This is a genomic window from Paenalkalicoccus suaedae, from assembly GCF_006965545.2.
In the GTDB taxonomy this organism is placed as follows: Bacteria; Bacillota; Bacilli; order Bacillales; family Salisediminibacteriaceae; genus Paenalkalicoccus; species Paenalkalicoccus suaedae.
In genome coordinates this window covers 2,579,759-2,596,159 of record NZ_CP041372.2, presented here as the reverse complement: position 1 = coordinate 2,596,159, position 16,401 = coordinate 2,579,759, and the positions used below count along the sequence as shown (strand labels likewise).

Below are 16,401 nucleotides of genomic sequence, written 5' to 3'. Positions count from 1 at the left end.
GCGTAACGTATGACTACGATCAAACGTCGAAAAATAACTGTCGTTGGCGGTGGATTCACAGGTACAACGACAGCTTTAATGGCTGCTCAGAAGGAGCTCGGGGATGTCGTATTAATCGATATTCCAAATAACGAGAATCCGACAAAAGGGAAAGCACTCGATATGTTAGAAGCGAGTCCCGTTCAAGGCTTTGACTCTCATATAATTGGTACCTCAAACTATGAGGATACAGCTGAATCAGACATTGTTGTTATCACTGCCGGTATTCCGAGAAAACCTGGTATGAGTCGTGATGATTTAATTAGCACAAATGCTGGAATTATGAAAAGTGTTACGAAGGAAATCGTAAAATATTCACCTGACTGCTTTATTATTGTATTAACAAATCCAGTTGATGCGATGACGTACACGGTTTATAAGGAATCTGGATTCCCTAAGAATCGTGTTATTGGTCAGTCTGGCGTACTTGATACAGCGCGCTTTAACACGTTTATTGCAAGAGAACTAAATGTCTCTGTAGAGGACGTGCAAGGCTTTGTATTAGGTGGTCACGGTGACGATATGGTTCCGATGCTACGCTACAGCTCTGTCGGAGGTATTCCGGTAGAAAAGCTAATTGAAAAGGATCGTCTCGAGCAAATCGTCGAGCGAACTCGTAAGGGTGGCGGCGAGATTGTCAATTTACTTGGTAATGGAAGCGCGTATTATGCGCCAGCTGCTGCGATCACGCAAATGATTGAAGCAATTGTAAAGGATAAAAAACGCATCCTTCCAACTATTGCTTACTTAGAAGGAGAGTACGGCTATTCCGATCTTTATTTAGGCGTACCAACTATCCTTGGTGGTAGCGGTATTGAGAAAGTGTTTGAGCTTGAATTAACAGACGAGGAGAAAGCTGCGCTTGATAAATCAGCCGACTCTGTTCGCGATGTAATGAAAGCATTATAGGTGTTAGGGAGCGGTCCGTTGTGGCCGCTTCTTTCTCCATAAGTTTTGAAAGCGCTTACTAACGTGAGGGGGATGACCATGTTTTCGAAAAGAAAAACGCTCGGTAAGACATTCAAAGACTGTCAGGTAGGCGACGAATTTGAACAAACAATCGAGATAAAAGATAAGGATATTTTGCTATACTTAGGTTTTACGGATGATGCAAATCCGATCTATATTCAGCATGATTATGCGACGCGAACGCCTTATAAACGCCCGATCGTGCCTCAAGTAATGCTACACGGCATGATTACAAAGGCCGTGTCGATGCACCTGCCTGGTCCTGGATCTGTTATTATGAAAGAATCGCACTCCTACGATAAACCAGTGTATCACTACGAATCTGTACATCTAAAGCTTACTCTTGTCGAAAAGCGAGAAAAAGAGCATCAGGTTGTGATACGTGTAGAAATGCGCGATCAGCTCGAGGATGTAGTCATTTCAAGTGAACTCGTAGTCGCGCCGCCATATCCGTGGAAGTCTATGACCGAAGAAGAAGGAACGTTTGAGAATTTTTAAATGACTTAAGGAAATTCGTTAGAAAACTTAGTTTTATGTTTGGTAGAGGGCTCGATGGAATTCATCGGGTGCTCTATTTTTTTGTGGAAATCTTGTGAAAGAGTGCGTTTTCGGATAATGGTGAGACGAAACTGGATAATGAGAGTACGTTTTCGGATAATCGAGAGCATAAATCGGATAATCAAGCAACGTTTACGGATAATCAAGCTACTCAAGAACGACGTTAACACGTAAAAGCAATTCAAAATTACATAAATATATAGTAAGATGAAACAGATAAGGAAAAAGAGCTCGATCAGGGGAGAGCGTAAAGGGAGGCTAACATAATATGGCACAAAAAGTGCTTGTGGTTGATGATGAAGAATCAATTGTAACATTGTTACAGTTTAATCTTGAGCAAGGTGGCTTTGAGGTTACTACAGCGGAGAATGGTAGAGAAGGTTTTAATAAAGCAATGGAAAATTCGTTTGATCTAATTGTTTTAGATCTCATGCTTCCTGAAATGGACGGCCTTGAAGTATGTAAAGAGCTTAGACAAAATAAGGTCTCAACTCCTATTCTGATGCTTACAGCAAAGGATGACGAGTTTGATAAGGTGCTTGGCTTAGAGTTAGGTGCTGATGACTACTTAACAAAGCCCTTTAGCCCTAGAGAGGTAGTGGCTCGAGTTCGTGCGATATTACGACGTATGCAAGCCCAACCTCCTACCGAAAAACCACAGGAAATTAACAAAGTGAGCTTCGGTGACGTGGAGATTCACCCTGATAACTATGAAGTTTTCCTTAAAGGAAAGCCATTAGAGCTTACGCCAAAAGAATTTGAACTGCTTGTTTATTTAACAAATAATAAGGGCAGAGTACTGACACGTGATCAGCTATTAAATGCGGTCTGGAACTACGAATTTGTTGGAGATACTCGAATAGTTGATGTGCATATTAGCCATTTGAGAGAAAAGATTGAGCCAAACACGAAGAAGCCAACCTATATAAAGACAATAAGAGGTCTTGGTTATAAGCTTGAGGCGTCACAGTAAATGACTAGTTACAGATTCCGTTTAATCTTTCCACTCTCATTAATTGTACTTTTAGTTTTAGCTAGCTTAGGCGCAATCATGGGACCATACTTTCAAAACTTTTATCTAGATAGAATGAATGAGCGGATAAGCCAAGAGGCGGCTGCCGTAAGCTATGTACTAGAGCAAACGGGTGTAGATGATATAGACCAAGTTCAAGAGACAATCGATGATCTTGCTGAGGCTCTAGATATACGAATAACGTATATTTCATTAGATGGGGATGTATTAGCAGAGACCGCCGCAGATCCTACGACTATGGAAAATCATATAAATAGACCTGAAATAAGAGGAACTCAAAATGGATCCGATCAAATTGAGATTCGTTTTAGCACAACACTTAATCAGGAACTATTATATTATGCAAGACCTCTCACGATTGAAGGGGAGGAAGAAGGCTACTTAAGATTAGGACTACCGATGGATGAACTATCAGATGTGTATCAACGAGTGTGGGCCTTATTATTTATATCTTTTTTAATTGCCTTTTTTGTAATCACACTATTCGCTACTAAGCTTACAAATCAACTAACAAGACCAATTGATGATGCTAGAAGAGTGGCGAATGAGCTTGCAAAAGGTAATTTCAAAGCAAGGACATTCGAGGGACACAATATTGAGACAGGAGAGCTAAATCGTTCCATCAATGTATTGGCGGAGAATCTCGAACAAATTACAAATACCTATGAGAGTCAGCAGGAACGTTTAGAGACGCTGATCGAGAATATGGGAAGCGGATTATTACTTATAAACGCTAAAGGTGATATTACGCTAATTAATAAATCGTGCTCAAATATCTTTGATGTAAATACCGATAAATGGAAGAACAAGCTATATTACAATGTCATCCCTCCTAAAAAGGTTATTAAGTTTATTCAGGAGATTTTTCTGACTGAAAAGCCACTAAGACGTCAGCTGAATTGGTCAACAGATATTTATATCCGCCATTTTGACGTTCACGGTGCTCCAATTATAGGACATGACGAAAAGTTAAAAGGGATTGTCGTTGTTTTCCACGACATTACGGAGCTCAAGAAATTAGAGCAGGCGAGAAAAGACTTTGTAGCTAACGTCTCGCATGAGCTAAAGACGCCAGTAACGTCTTTAAAAGGGTTTACAGAGACACTGCTTGACGGTGCAATGAACGATGCAGCGCTCCGAGAACGCTTTTTAACAATCATTGCTAATGAGTCAGAGAGATTAGAAGGTCTCATTCACGATTTACTTGAGCTATCTAAAATCGAAGGAGAGCACTTCCAACTTAACTGGCAGGATGTAGACGTTGAGGAGCTGATTGATTCGACATTCACCGTTCTTTCTGAAAGAGCAACGGAAAAGAACATGACGCTTACGAAGAAAATTCAAGGGAACGTGACGATCCCAGCGGATCCGGCTCGCCTAAAACAAATCGTCATGAATTTAATTAACAACGCAATCGTGTATACACCAGAAGGAGGAGAAGTGACGGTTCGCGCCAAAGAGCTGGCGGAGTCGATCGTTCTAGAGGTGTCTGATACGGGGATTGGGATTGCGAAAAAAGAAATACCGAGAATTTTTGAGCGGTTTTATCGCGTAGACCGAGCAAGGAGCCGTAATTCAGGGGGAACTGGTTTAGGTCTTGCGATAGTGAAGCACTTGGCAGAAGCGCATGGTGCAAAGCTTTCGGTTGAAAGTAAGCCTGGTAAAGGGACGACGTTCCGAATTGTGTTTTTTAGATCTTGGAAGGAAACGGAGTAACTTTACAAATTATTTACACACGCTTCACGATAGCTTGATAATCGTGCCGTAAAGTAAGGGGTGTGAACTGTTTACGCGCGTGTAGCTACCCTGCTACACATGTGTTACATCCCCTTTGATTAGGATGAGAGACTCCCCCTGAGCTCTCATCCTATTTTTTGTACTTTTTTAGATGCTAAGGAGCTAACTAGCTTTCTAAGCTCTTCGAGCTTTTATTGATGAAGTGCTGACTAGTTACGTTCTGTTCGTTGAGTTAAAGAAGGTAAGAGCAGTCAGCCCTCCGGACACTCTACGACATCCATTGACCGTGTGGTCTTCCACGGTCTGAAAAGCATCACAAAAAGCTTGCGGTCTTTGCGAGCTTTTTGAGGTAGCCTTGCCCTTAGAAAGCAGTGGGTGATTTTCCCGCTGATTTCAGGCTAACGGTTGATGCTATCTTTAAAGGAGATTCATACCACCCCAAGCCGTCAGCCCTCCGGACACTCTACGACATCCATAGGGCCGGTCTTTGAGCTTCCTCGTCGGCAGGACTCGACTGTCGTCTCCTCCTAAACGCCTCCTGTGGGATCTCAATGATCTCTTTTCCCTATGGATTGTCTCCGAATGTCCTTCGAGTCTGCCTGCTTTCGAGCTTCTTTGTGATGAAGCTTAATTAATTAGTAGATAGATTAGTAACAGGTAGCACTTACTTCTTTTTTTTATTCTTTTTTAGCGACTTAATTTACCCAAGTTCCGAGCTGTTTCTTGCTTGTTCCGCGTTTGTTCTGGCAACTTACGCCTTACTTCAAGTAAGTTATCCATTACTTCTTTTACAGGTTGATTTTCAAAATAAAAAGAAGTAAGTCACATATATTCTGTAGCCGTAAGCGAACCGGAGCGGCGGGTGCGAAATACCCGTGTAGCACTATCGCGCAACGAAAATCCTTTCGAACGGCCGCTGGTTCGGCCGTTCGAAATAGTTGAGTAAGCCACACAGGTATGCAGCGCCCGCCGCGCAGGGGCGCCGAAGGTGCCCGCACTTGAACTCCAATATAGAAGCGCTCTGTACCGCCTGCCTTTTCTTTTCTACCCCCAAACATGGTAAACTAACGGTATCAAATGATTAACGAGGTGTTTTCATGAAAAAGCTTGTATTAGTCGATGGCAATAGTATTGCGTATCGAGCGTTTTTTGCGCTGCCATTATTGAATAACGATAAGGGTGTGTATACGAACGCAGTATACGGATTTACAACTATGCTACTAAAAGTACTAGAAGAAGAAAATCCTACACATATGCTCGTAGCGTTTGATGCGGGTAAAACAACCTTCAGACATAACACATTTAAAGAATATAAAGGAAAGCGTCAAAAGACACCGCCTGAATTAGCGGAGCAACTACCGCTAATGCGTGACCTGTTAAAGGCGTTCAACATTAGCTATAAAGAGCTTGAGAACTATGAAGCGGACGATATTATTGGAACAATTGCAACACATGCGAAGCAGGACGCTGATACGGAAGTAAAGATTTATAGCGGAGATAAGGACTTGCTGCAGCTTGTGGATAAAAACGTCAAAGTAGGGCTAACTCGTAAAGGGATTACGAATGTGGATACGTATGACTTAGCTATGTTAGATGAGACGTATGGACTAACTCCATCTCAAATTATCGACATGAAGGGACTCATGGGAGATAGTTCGGACAATATTCCAGGAGTGCCTGGTGTTGGAGAAAAAACGGCGCTGAAGCTTTTAAAGGAGCATGGAACAGTCGAAGGGGTGTATGAGAATCTCGACGCGGTTTCTGGGAAAAAGCTGAAGGAAAAGCTTGAAGATAATAAAGAGCAAGCATTTATGTCAAAAGAGCTTGCGACGATTATGATTGAGGCGCCGATTGAGGTGACGATGGATGAAATGGTACGTCAGGAGTATGATGCCACTAAGGTAACGGAGCTGTTTAAGGACCTTGAATTCCAATCGTTATTAAATCGCATTGACGGAGAGGCTGAAGAGGTCGAGGAAGTCGAAGATATTTCTGTCGAAATCGGGAAAGAATTTGCTGACATTATTACAGACGATCAGGCGGCGCTCGTCGTTGAGTCGCTCGAAGAAAATTATCATAACGCATCCATGGTTGGAATTGCGATTGCGAATAAAAATGGCGTGTACTACTTTGATCCGAGTGTGACGGAAAGCGACGCGTTCCAGGCTTGGGCGGAGGACGAAACGAAAGAAAAGTTTGTCTTTAATGCAAAGCGTGCTGTCGTGACGCTTGGTTGGACTGGTGTGCGCGTTGAAGGCGTTGCGTTTGATATGCAAATTGCGTCGTATTTATTAGATCCATCTGCAAGCTCACATGATATTTCGGATATCGCGAAGCGAAAAAAGGGCATTCAAGTGCAGGACGATGAAGTGGTGTATGGCAAAGGGAAAAAGCGTCATGTACCGGGCACGGACGAGCTTGCGCAACATCTAGGTAGAAAAGCGAAAGCGATCTTTGAGCTGCAGGACGAGCTACAGCGCGAGCTTGAAGAGAATGAGCAGCTGGAGCTGTTAACCGAGCTTGAGATGCCACTATCGGTCATATTAGGACGCATGGAGCAAAACGGCGTTGCCATTGATCAAGAAGCGCTCAAAGCGATTGGGGAAGATCTCTCTTCGAGGCTTGCTACCATGGAAGAGAAGATTCACGAGCTTGCAGGAGAGTCCTTTAATATCAATTCACCTAAACAGCTTGGCGTGATTTTATTTGAGAAACTTGGACTACCTGTCCAAAAGAAAACGAAGACAGGCTATTCGACATCTGCAGATGTGTTAGAAAAGCTTGAGAGTGAGCACGACATTGTCAAAGAGATTCTTTTATATAGACAGCTAGGCAAACTGAACTCAACGTATATTGAAGGATTGTTAAAGTCTGTCCATACAAAAACGAGCAAGATCCATACGATCTTTAATCAGGCGATTACCCAAACGGGACGACTTAGCTCCACGGAGCCGAACCTGCAAAATATTCCGATCCGTTTAGAGGAAGGACGTCGCATTCGTCGCGCATTTGTACCAGAAGAGAAGGGCTCTATTATTTTAGCAGCCGATTATTCCCAAATTGAGCTGCGCGTATTGGCTCATATTTCTCAAGATAAGGGATTGATTGAGGCATTTAAGAATAATATGGACATCCACACGAAGACGGCAATGGACGTCTTTGGCGTCACGGCTGATGAAGTAACAGATCTGATGCGTCGTACGGCTAAGGCGGTAAACTTTGGGATTGTGTATGGGATTAGCGATTATGGCTTGTCTCAAAACCTCTCGATCACGCGTAAGAAGGCGCAGGAGTTTATTGATAAATACTTTGAAAGCTATCCTGGCGTGAAGGATTATATGGAGTCAATCGTTGATGAGGCGAGAGAGAATGGCTTTGTCACCACGATGTTAAAGCGTCGTCGCTACTTGCCTGATATGACGAGCCGTAACTTTAATTTGCGAAGCTTTGCTGAGCGAACAGCCATGAACACGCCGATTCAAGGTAGTGCTGCGGACATCATTAAAAAAGCCATGGTTGATATGGCGCATGCGATGGAAGAGAAACAGGTACAATCGCGCATGCTCTTGCAGGTGCACGATGAACTGATTTTTGAAGTGCCCAAGGACGAAATAGAAGTGATGCAGGATCTCGTGAAAAAAGTGATGGAAGAAGCCGTTGCATTAGATGTGCCTCTTACAGTTGATGTGTCATCAGGTGACACATGGTATGACGCAAAGTAAGCAGGAAGGGGAGAAAGGCAGTGCCAGAATTACCAGAGGTTGAAACCGTTCGCCGAACGCTGTCCGGCTTAATCGTCGGAGAGAAGATAAAAAAGGTGACGGTGACATTAGCGAGAATTATTATAAAGCCTGAGGATATTCAGGAATTCGAAACGATGCTTGAAGGACAAACCTTTCAAGCATTGCATCGTAGAGGAAAGTTTTTGCGTTTAGAGCTTGACGATTACACGTTAGTTTCTCACCTACGAATGGAAGGTCGCTATGGGGTCGTAGAAGCGGATGAAGAGGTAGATAAGCACACGCATGTGCGATTTACGTTTGAGAGTGGGAAGGAGCTGAGGTACTCTGACGTGCGTCAGTTTGGAACGATGCACGTGTTTAAAAAGGGAGAGGAGTTAACGGAGCTCCCACTGAAGCAACTAGGGCCAGAGCCATTAGATGCGGACTTTAATGCGAGCGTATTGAAAGACAAGGTGAAGCGGTCTCAGCGTGCGATTAAGACCGTGCTGTTAGATCAGACAAAGCTTGTAGGTCTTGGGAATATTTACGTGGATGAGACGCTCTATCGGTCGCGCATACACCCAACGACTCCTGCAAATAGCTTAACGGATAAGGAGTATGAGGAGCTCGCGCATCATATAAAAGCGACTCTACAAGAGGCGGTTGACCTTGGCGGATCCTCGATAAAATCGTATGTGAATGGGCAAGGAGAGATGGGAATGTTCCAACAAACGCTCGCTGTTTACGGACGTACTGGCGAGCCTTGTCATCACTGCGAAGCGTCGATTATTCGATCCGTTGTGGGAGGTCGCGGTACGCATACGTGTCCGGTTTGTCAGCCGATTCGCACATAAAAGCCCAAATCTCATATAGTAGTCTAACGAATGAAGGAGGGCTATTATATGATGATTCTCCTGGCTTTGGCGGTCAGCTTAGATAGTTTTGGAGTAGGATTTACGTACGGCTTGAGGAAAATGCGTGTGCCATTTAAATCGATTCTTGTTATTGGTGCTTTTTCCGGCGTGGCTGCTGGCGTCGCCTTTATCGTTGGACGTAGTCTGTTTCAATTTATTTCACCAACTGTCGTGAATCAAGCGGGAGCCTATTTATTGCTAGCCTTAGGAATTGTCGCGCTCTTACAAGCATCGCGACCAAGTGAGCTTAAAAAACATGAGATGACGATTCCTTTTTTCGGGCTAGTGGTGACCGTTCTTCGCACGCCAATGCAGGCAGATATGGATAAGTCAGGGTCAATCAGCGTACGCGAGGCCTGTCTGTTAGGTACAGCATTAGCGCTCGATGCAGCAGGAGCTGGTGTCGTTGCTGCAACACAACACTATTCGTGGATCTTCCCAGTGATTGTTGGAGGACTGTGCGTGCTCTTTTTAACGTTAGGAAAGGGACTAGGATTACGGTGTGAAAAAGCGTTAGGCTTCGCAACCTATATTCCGGGACTGCTTCTTATTTTATTAGCATGTTTAAAATTGTAGCTGGAGGTGACCGCATGATTATCGGATTAACGGGCGGAATAGCGACAGGTAAAAGTACGGTCAGCAAGATGTTTGAGGAGTTTGGTATTCCAGTAGTCGATGCAGATATTATTTCACGTGAAGTCGTGATGCCTGGCAAGGTAGCTTATCAGGAGATTGTCGACCATTTCGGTGAGCGCGTTTTACTCGAGGATCGAACAATCAACCGGCCAGAGCTTGGCAACATCATTTTTTCCGACGAAAAAGAACGGCTTGTGCTGAATGACATCGTGCATAAAGAGGTACGGAAGGAGTTACGTGCCAAAGCAGAGGCGCTTCTAGAAGAGGGACATACGCACGTGGTGATGGATATCCCTTTATTAATCGAAAGTGAGCTGTACTATTTAGTTGATACAGTTGTTGTTGTGTACATACCCGAGGGGGAGCAGCTCGAACGCTTAATGCGCCGCAATGATTTTACTGAGGACGAGGCAACTAGTCGGATCCGTTCGCAACTCTCGATTGAGTCAAAGCGAGAGAAGGCGAATGTCGTCATTGACAATAGCGCTACGTTGGCAGAAACGAAGGAGCAGGTGCGGCAGTTTTTAGCGAGTCTTGAAGCGAGTAAATAGTGGCAAACTGCCACATACATAGCGAGGCTGGGACAAAGGGATGAAGATTCTTTTGTTCCGGCTTTTTTGTGTGGTGAGGTTGAGTAATTCGTTTTGGGGCGTTGGTTATCCGGATTAGGACTTCGATGGATTATCCGAAAATAAGCTTCGATTATCCGAATATCAGTATGGATTATCCGAAAATAAGCTTCGATTATCCGAATATCGGTATGGATTATCCGAAAATAAGCTACGATTATCCGAATATCAGTATGGATTATCCGAATATCGGTATGGATTATCCGAAAATAAGCTACGATTATCCGTTTCCGTCCCGTCCCTTACATGATCCGACTACGGCCTCCTATTCAGCCGCTTCTTTCTATTGAATCCTCAAGAATTAGCAATTCCTCGATTTTCTATAATTATTTGAAGAAAAATGTCGGCAATTCCCAATTAAATGATAGTCATAATAAATAATTATGTTATACTTATTGTGGGAAATAAATTATTAAGTATATCATTATTAAAGGGGATGTCTGTATGCTTCGAATCGCAATTAATGGTTTTGGACGAATTGGTCGAATGGTATTTAGGAAAGCAATATTAGATGAACGGGCGGAGGTTGTAGCAGTAAACGCTAGCTATCCTGCGGAGACACTCGCACATCTAATTAAATACGATTCCGTACACGGGACATTTTCAAAAGAGATAAAGGTAGAAGAGGATGCATTAATCATTGATAATAAGCGTATATTAATTTGTCACGTGAGGGAGCCTGAGGCACTTCCGTGGAAAGACTTACAGGTAGATATCGTCGTAGAGGCGACTGGTAAATTCCGCTCGAAAGAAGAAGCGGGCAGACACCTCACAGCCGGAGCGAAAAAAGTTATTATCTCAGCGCCTGGTAAAGACGAGGACGTTACTATTGTGTATGGAGTAAATGAAAGCGCGTACAAAAATGACGTGCATCACGTTATCTCGAACGCATCTTGTACAACGAACTGTCTCGCACCGATTGTCAAAGTACTCGATGATGCGTTTGCGATTCAATCTGGGATGATGACAACAGTCCACGCGTATACAAATGATCAGCAAACGCTTGATAATCCCCATAAGGATTTGCGTCGAGCGAGAGCATGCGGACAGTCGATCATTCCAACTACAACTGGTGCAGCAAAAGCGATCAGTTTAGTGCTTCCTCATTTAGAAGGAAAGCTACAGGGTCTCGCGCTACGTGTGCCTACGCCAAACGTTTCTCTCGTCGATTTAGTGCTTGATGTGGAAAAGAAGGTAACGGTCGAAGAAGTAAATGACGTATTAAAGAAAGCGGCGCAAACAAGTATGGACGGTATTTTAGGGTATACAGAGGAGCCCCTTGTATCCGTGGATTTTGTTGGAGATGATCGTTCCGCAATTATCGACGGCCTTTCGACAGCTGTTTACGGCAAGCAAGTGAAGGTGCTCGCATGGTACGACAATGAGTGGGGCTACTCATGTCGCTTAATGGACCTTGTCTATGAAGTCGGAAAGCAAATGAGCGCAAGCGAGTATGCGCTTACGATTGACAACTAAATCCTATTAATTTAAAAAAATGTTTGCATTGCACTCGTATAATTAGTATACTATCCCCTGTAATGTTCGTTAAAAAGCATGGGTAGGCACTTTGATTATGTAAAGGGTTAGGACCTCTTTGGACTAACTTTCCCCCAGTAATCGTGTTTCCTTTCTGCTTATGAAGACATGATAATTATTGTAAAGGGGGATACGTTCATGGATACAATGGGTAGACACGTTATTGCGGAGCTTTGGGAATGTGATATCGATAAGCTTAACAATATGGACTACATTGAACGTGTATTTGTTAATGCTGCACTAGAAGCTGGTGCAGAAGTAAGAGAGGTTGCTTTTCATAAATTCGCGCCTCAAGGAGTTAGTGGAGTAGTTATTATTAGTGAATCACACTTAACGATTCACAGTTTCCCAGAGCACGGTTATGCGAGCATTGATGTATACACGTGTGGGGATCGAATTGACCCTAACGTCGCTGCTGATTATATTGCACACTCTTTAGAATCTAAAAAGTCTGAAGTAGTGGAGCTTCCACGAGGAATGGGAGAAATCACATTAAAACCTCGTCAGGAAAACGTTTATTCTAAATAATTATGAAGGCCCCTCGCACACGTGCGATGGGCTTTTTTCGTCGTTGAAGGTATGTTAGAAATACTGTTCTAGGGGAGATTGCTGGCAGTTTTGTCTAAAAAAGCGAGAAAGCGGCGACTTCAAAAATTGGTCTGTATTATTTCTTTTTGTACCTTACTTTAACTTGGTTCCGCGCTTTTTCTCGCTCGTTCCGCGTTGGTTCTGGCAACTTGCGCATTATTTCTCATCGTTTATGCGTTACTTCTTTTTTTAAACTTACTTCAGCAAAGTTCCGCGCTGTTTCTCGTTTGTTCCGCGTTGGTTCTGGCAACTTACGCCTTACTTCTTGTCAATTTCGCACTATTTCTTTTGCGGAGTGGTTCCTCTAAATAGAAGGTTGCTAGCTGTTAAACATTCCGTAACCGTAGGAGACCCGGAGCGGCTGGTGCGGAATACCCGTGTAGCTTTTTCGTGAAGCGAAAATCCTTTCAGACGGCCTCTGGACGACTGAAATAGTTGAGCAAGCAACACAGGTATGAAGCGCCCGACGCGCAGGGGCGCCGAAGGTGCCTGCCCTTGAACTTGAACTACACGAAAGAAGCATGCTCTAAAACTTCCCCTAACTACCGATGTGTGACGCAGACTCCCCCTATTTTCTCAGAAGAAAATCACGAAATCGTCCACCACACATATCTCCTCCTCCCAAACCATGGATTTACATTGAATAGTTGCCTGTTTCTTGCTATCCTTAAGGGGGTGAGGTGTCTAATATGGGAATAAAACAAACGTTAAAAAAGATGGTTAGTACAAAAGTAGAAACTCATGAAAAGCATGAGGATGAAACACTGCAAACGCACTATTACAAAGCACTAAAAGACAAAGTTATTGAAGAGATTGAGGCACTTCTAAATAAAAAGCAAGGCTACGAGGTTGCGTCGATTTCAGAAGAGCACGGGGAAATGATCGTAAACATTAAAAAAGGAAGAAAAGCGTTTATGGTTATTACCGTAATTATGGTTCGACCTTTCCGCACAGCGGTTGATTTTTCGATCCAAACGGAGACGTTTATGTTCAGTGATTTTGGTCACAGCGCAAAGCTTGCTCGTGAGCTTTACAAGGAATTAAACGGACGATTAACGTTTATTGGAACCGGGCTTGGAGAAGAGAGCTCTTCAAGAGGGTAGGGGGAGTTAGAAATGAAATGTCCACAATGCCAGCATAATGGAACGAAAGTTTTGGACTCTCGTCCTAGTGATGAAGGAAGAGCGATCAGAAGGCGCAGAGAATGTGAGTCTTGTGGTTATCGGTATACGACATTTGAGCGCGTGGAAAAAACGCCGCTTATCGTCGTCAAAAAAGATGGAAATCGCGAAGAGTTTTCCAGAGAAAAGCTGTTAAGAGGATTAGTCCGAGCTTGTGAAAAACGTCCGGTACCGGCTGAGCGGCTTGAGAAGCTATCGGAGGACGTGGAGAAGGAAATGCGAAATCGTGGCACAACGGAAGTAAGCAGTAATGATGTTGGGGAATATATTATGCAGCATTTAGCTTCCATTGATGATGTAGCCTACGTTCGCTTTGCGTCTGTCTATAGGCAGTTTAAAGATATCAACGTTTTTATTGATGAATTAAAAGAACTAATGGAACGAGATAACGGCACGTCTTGACGATGAAAGAGAATGTGTGGAAGGGCGCTTCGACTCTTCCACACATTCTCTTTTCCGTGAACGTGAGGGGGGAGAGGTTTGATGCAGCACTGGAAAGAAATACTGCCATCCCATCATTATGTCGCCTACACACACGATAAGGCGTACATGATCGACTATGAAGTATTAACGCTACTCTATCAGCCATTAATTGGCTCTGTTGCATTTAGTCTCTACATGACACTACTTGCGGACGTTCAAAAGCAGGCTGGCAAGCAAATCAAAAGAAGCCATAAGCATCTTATGCTTTACACAGGCCAGCCACTAAACATCCTCTTCGAAGAGCGTAAAAAGCTTGAGGCCATCAGACTTTTAAATGTGTACAGAAAACAGGTAGAGGAAGAATATGAATATTATTACGAGCTACTACCACCTATGTCACCGAAGGAGTTCTTCCAGGATGACTTTTACAGCGTGTTTTTATATAACAGACTAGGCAGTAAAGAGAATTATTTGGAGCTTCGCTCTCATTTTTATCAAGAAGAGCCTAACAAAGAAGGCTTTGAAGATGTGACGACAGCATTTGATGCAGCATTCTCGTCTATTCACCCTTCCGAGCTACAGGCGTCTTCACCAGAGATGAAGGAGATTCTAACGTCTAATCAAACGTTTAGAGGCAGGTCCAATGAGAGAGAGTCGCAACAATTTTCTAAAACAATCGGAGAGGTAATAGAGGAGCTCCCGAGCTATGTAAATAAAAAGAGCGTTAGTGAGCAGGCGGAGACGATTGAGCAGTATATGTTCTTGTATCAGTACTCGGCAAAGGATATGGCGTTTGCGATACAGGAAGCGATGCTCCACACAGATGAATTGGATATGAAGGAGCTCCAAAAAATTGCGAAGCGAAAGTATTATGTGACGGAGGGGCAAACCCCTCCAATGCTCGGATTGAGACAGCAGCCGCATGTGCTTCGAACGAATAGTGGTCAAGAGTCGGAAGAGGACGGCATGATTCACTATTTCGAAACGACATCGCCACTTGAATATTTGCATTCACTGAGCGGTGGAGCGAAGCTATCTGAAGGGGACATCTCTATCGTTGAGCGGCTTATTGCAGAATATAAGCTACCTCCAGGCGTGGTGAACGTTCTCGTTGATTATTTATTTACCGTTGATGATAAGAAGCTTTCAAAAAATCTGGCATTTAAAATTGCGGGCCACTGGAAGCGGAAGAAAATTGACCGTGTCGCGGATGCGATGGAGCTTGCACGTAAAGAATATGAGGACCGGAAAAACTTTAGTCAAAAAGGAGCTCCCAAAAAAGCGCAGGTTAAAACAGAGCTTGTGCCAAAGTGGATGGAAGCAGAGGATACAACCAATAAGCAGGCAGCCTCTACTTCTAACACAAACACGGAGGAGCCTGTTGGGAATGACAAAGAGCTTTTAGAGCAACGTCAAAAGGCAGCGCTACTTCGTGAGCAATTAAAAGAAAAGAAACGACGAAGGGAGGAAGGCTAAATGGATCCGATCAATAAGCCACTGCGACAGTTCGCTAATGACAGACTAGGAGAGCGAATGGAGAAGATGCGTGCGGATATTTTGCAGGACCGACGTGTGCAAGCATTTATCGAGGATAACGAAGAATGGGCCCAGGAGAATCTAGAAGCAGGACTAAATGAACTTTACCAATACAAAACGCAGTGGCATAACTGCGATCATTGTCCAGGGCTTTTTGAGTGCCCCAACTTAGTTAGGGGCTACCAGCCTAAGCTCGAAGTTGTTCGCAATAGCCTCCAGGTTACCTATGAGTCGTGCTCGCTAAAGCGAAAGGACGATGAGCGTAGGCGCCAGGCTTCCTTCATTCAAAGCTTATATATTCCTAAAGAGATGACAACGGTCACCTTCGATGATTTTTATGAGGAATCTAGCCGTATGGATGCGTACACGACAGCCTTGGAGTTCTGCTCGTCTATTGCTCCTGGTGAAAATGGAGAGGGACTCTATATACATGGATCCTTCGGTGTTGGTAAAACGTTTTTAGTTGGAGCGATCGCCAATGAGCTTGCCGATCAAGAAGTACGCACCATGCTCGTTTACACACCCGATTTTTTACGAGAGCTAAAGAGTGGCATCTCCGACGGCTCGTATCAAGCGAAGCTCGACATGATAAAGAAAGCACCTGTGCTTATCTTGGACGACATTGGAGCAGAATCCATGTCCCAATGGGTAAGAGACGATATACTAGGGTCGTTGCTTCAGTTTAGAATGATGGAGAAATTACCGACCGTATTTACATCTAACTTTAACCTAGAAGAGCTCGAAATCCACCTTTCTCAAACGAATAGAGGTGGCGTAGAGCGAGTGGATCAGCTGAAGGCTCGGCGAATTATGGAGCGCATTAAGTATTTAAATAAAGAAATTGAGATGAAGGGCAATAACAAACGTCAGACGCCGTAACTCTCGCAATTTACCATATAG

General features: G+C 43.8%; 14 protein-coding genes. All 14 read left to right on the top strand.

Going from position 1 to position 16,401, the window contains the following annotated elements; translation table 11 throughout:
* Nucleotides 1-9 precede the first annotated feature (9 nt).
* The 14 genes from mdh to dnaI all read left to right on the top strand — a co-directional run bounded on the left by mdh (nt 10) and on the right by dnaI (nt 16,380).
* Complete coding sequence (gene mdh, locus FLK61_RS14020; RefSeq protein WP_176010014.1) at nt 10-948, top strand: malate dehydrogenase; 939 nt, start codon at nt 10-12, stop codon at nt 946-948.
* A gap of 78 nt (nt 949-1,026) precedes the next feature.
* A complete protein-coding gene (locus FLK61_RS14015) occupies nt 1,027-1,506 on the top strand; it encodes a MaoC/PaaZ C-terminal domain-containing protein (RefSeq protein ID WP_176010013.1) in 480 nt (159 codons plus the stop codon).
* Nucleotides 1,507-1,834: 328 nt separating this feature from the next.
* Complete coding sequence (locus tag FLK61_RS14010) at nt 1,835-2,539, top strand: response regulator transcription factor (RefSeq protein ID WP_176010012.1); 705 nt, start codon at nt 1,835-1,837, stop codon at nt 2,537-2,539.
* Nucleotides 2,540-4,315, top strand: a complete 1,776-nt coding sequence (gene pnpS / locus FLK61_RS14005) for a two-component system histidine kinase PnpS (protein WP_176010011.1) — start codon at nt 2,540-2,542, stop codon at nt 4,313-4,315.
* 1,118 nt (nt 4,316-5,433) lie between these two features.
* On the top strand, nt 5,434-8,058 hold the full coding sequence (gene polA / locus FLK61_RS14000; protein ID WP_176010010.1) for a DNA polymerase I: 2,625 nt from the start codon (nt 5,434-5,436) through the stop codon (nt 8,056-8,058).
* A 20-nt stretch (nt 8,059-8,078) separates the two neighbouring features.
* Nucleotides 8,079-8,912, top strand: coding sequence for a DNA-formamidopyrimidine glycosylase (gene mutM, locus FLK61_RS13995; protein ID WP_176010009.1), 834 nt, complete (start codon nt 8,079-8,081; stop codon nt 8,910-8,912).
* Between the two features lie 48 nt (nt 8,913-8,960).
* The gene (gene ytaF / locus FLK61_RS13990) at nt 8,961-9,548 is read left to right on the top strand and encodes a sporulation membrane protein YtaF (protein ID WP_176010008.1); all 588 of its coding nucleotides are present in this window, start codon (nt 8,961-8,963) and stop codon (nt 9,546-9,548) included.
* Between the two features lie 14 nt (nt 9,549-9,562).
* Nucleotides 9,563-10,159, top strand: a complete 597-nt coding sequence (gene coaE, locus FLK61_RS13985; RefSeq protein WP_176010007.1) for a dephospho-CoA kinase — start codon at nt 9,563-9,565, stop codon at nt 10,157-10,159.
* A gap of 522 nt (nt 10,160-10,681) precedes the next feature.
* Nucleotides 10,682-11,713 carry a glyceraldehyde-3-phosphate dehydrogenase gene (locus FLK61_RS13980; protein ID WP_176010006.1) on the top strand — a complete coding sequence of 344 codons (1,032 nt, stop codon included), beginning with the start codon at nt 10,682-10,684 and terminating at the stop codon, nt 11,711-11,713.
* Between the two features lie 198 nt (nt 11,714-11,911).
* Entirely contained in the window at nt 11,912-12,301 is a 390-nt protein-coding gene (gene speD, locus FLK61_RS13975; protein ID WP_176010005.1) for an adenosylmethionine decarboxylase, read from the top strand.
* 749 nt (nt 12,302-13,050) lie between these two features.
* Nucleotides 13,051-13,464 carry a DUF1499 domain-containing protein gene (locus tag FLK61_RS13970; protein WP_176010004.1) on the top strand — a complete coding sequence of 138 codons (414 nt, stop codon included), beginning with the start codon at nt 13,051-13,053 and terminating at the stop codon, nt 13,462-13,464.
* A gap of 12 nt (nt 13,465-13,476) precedes the next feature.
* Nucleotides 13,477-13,944 (top strand): transcriptional regulator NrdR, encoded by a 468-nt coding sequence (nrdR, locus tag FLK61_RS13965; protein WP_176010003.1) that lies wholly within the window; start codon nt 13,477-13,479, stop codon nt 13,942-13,944.
* An 81-nt stretch (nt 13,945-14,025) separates the two neighbouring features.
* On the top strand, nt 14,026-15,441 hold the full coding sequence (locus FLK61_RS13960; protein WP_176010002.1) for a replication initiation and membrane attachment family protein: 1,416 nt from the start codon (nt 14,026-14,028) through the stop codon (nt 15,439-15,441).
* Nucleotides 15,442-16,380, top strand: coding sequence for a primosomal protein DnaI (gene dnaI / locus FLK61_RS13955; RefSeq protein WP_176010001.1), 939 nt, complete (start codon nt 15,442-15,444; stop codon nt 16,378-16,380).
* The last annotated feature ends 21 nt before the right edge of the window (nt 16,381-16,401 follow it).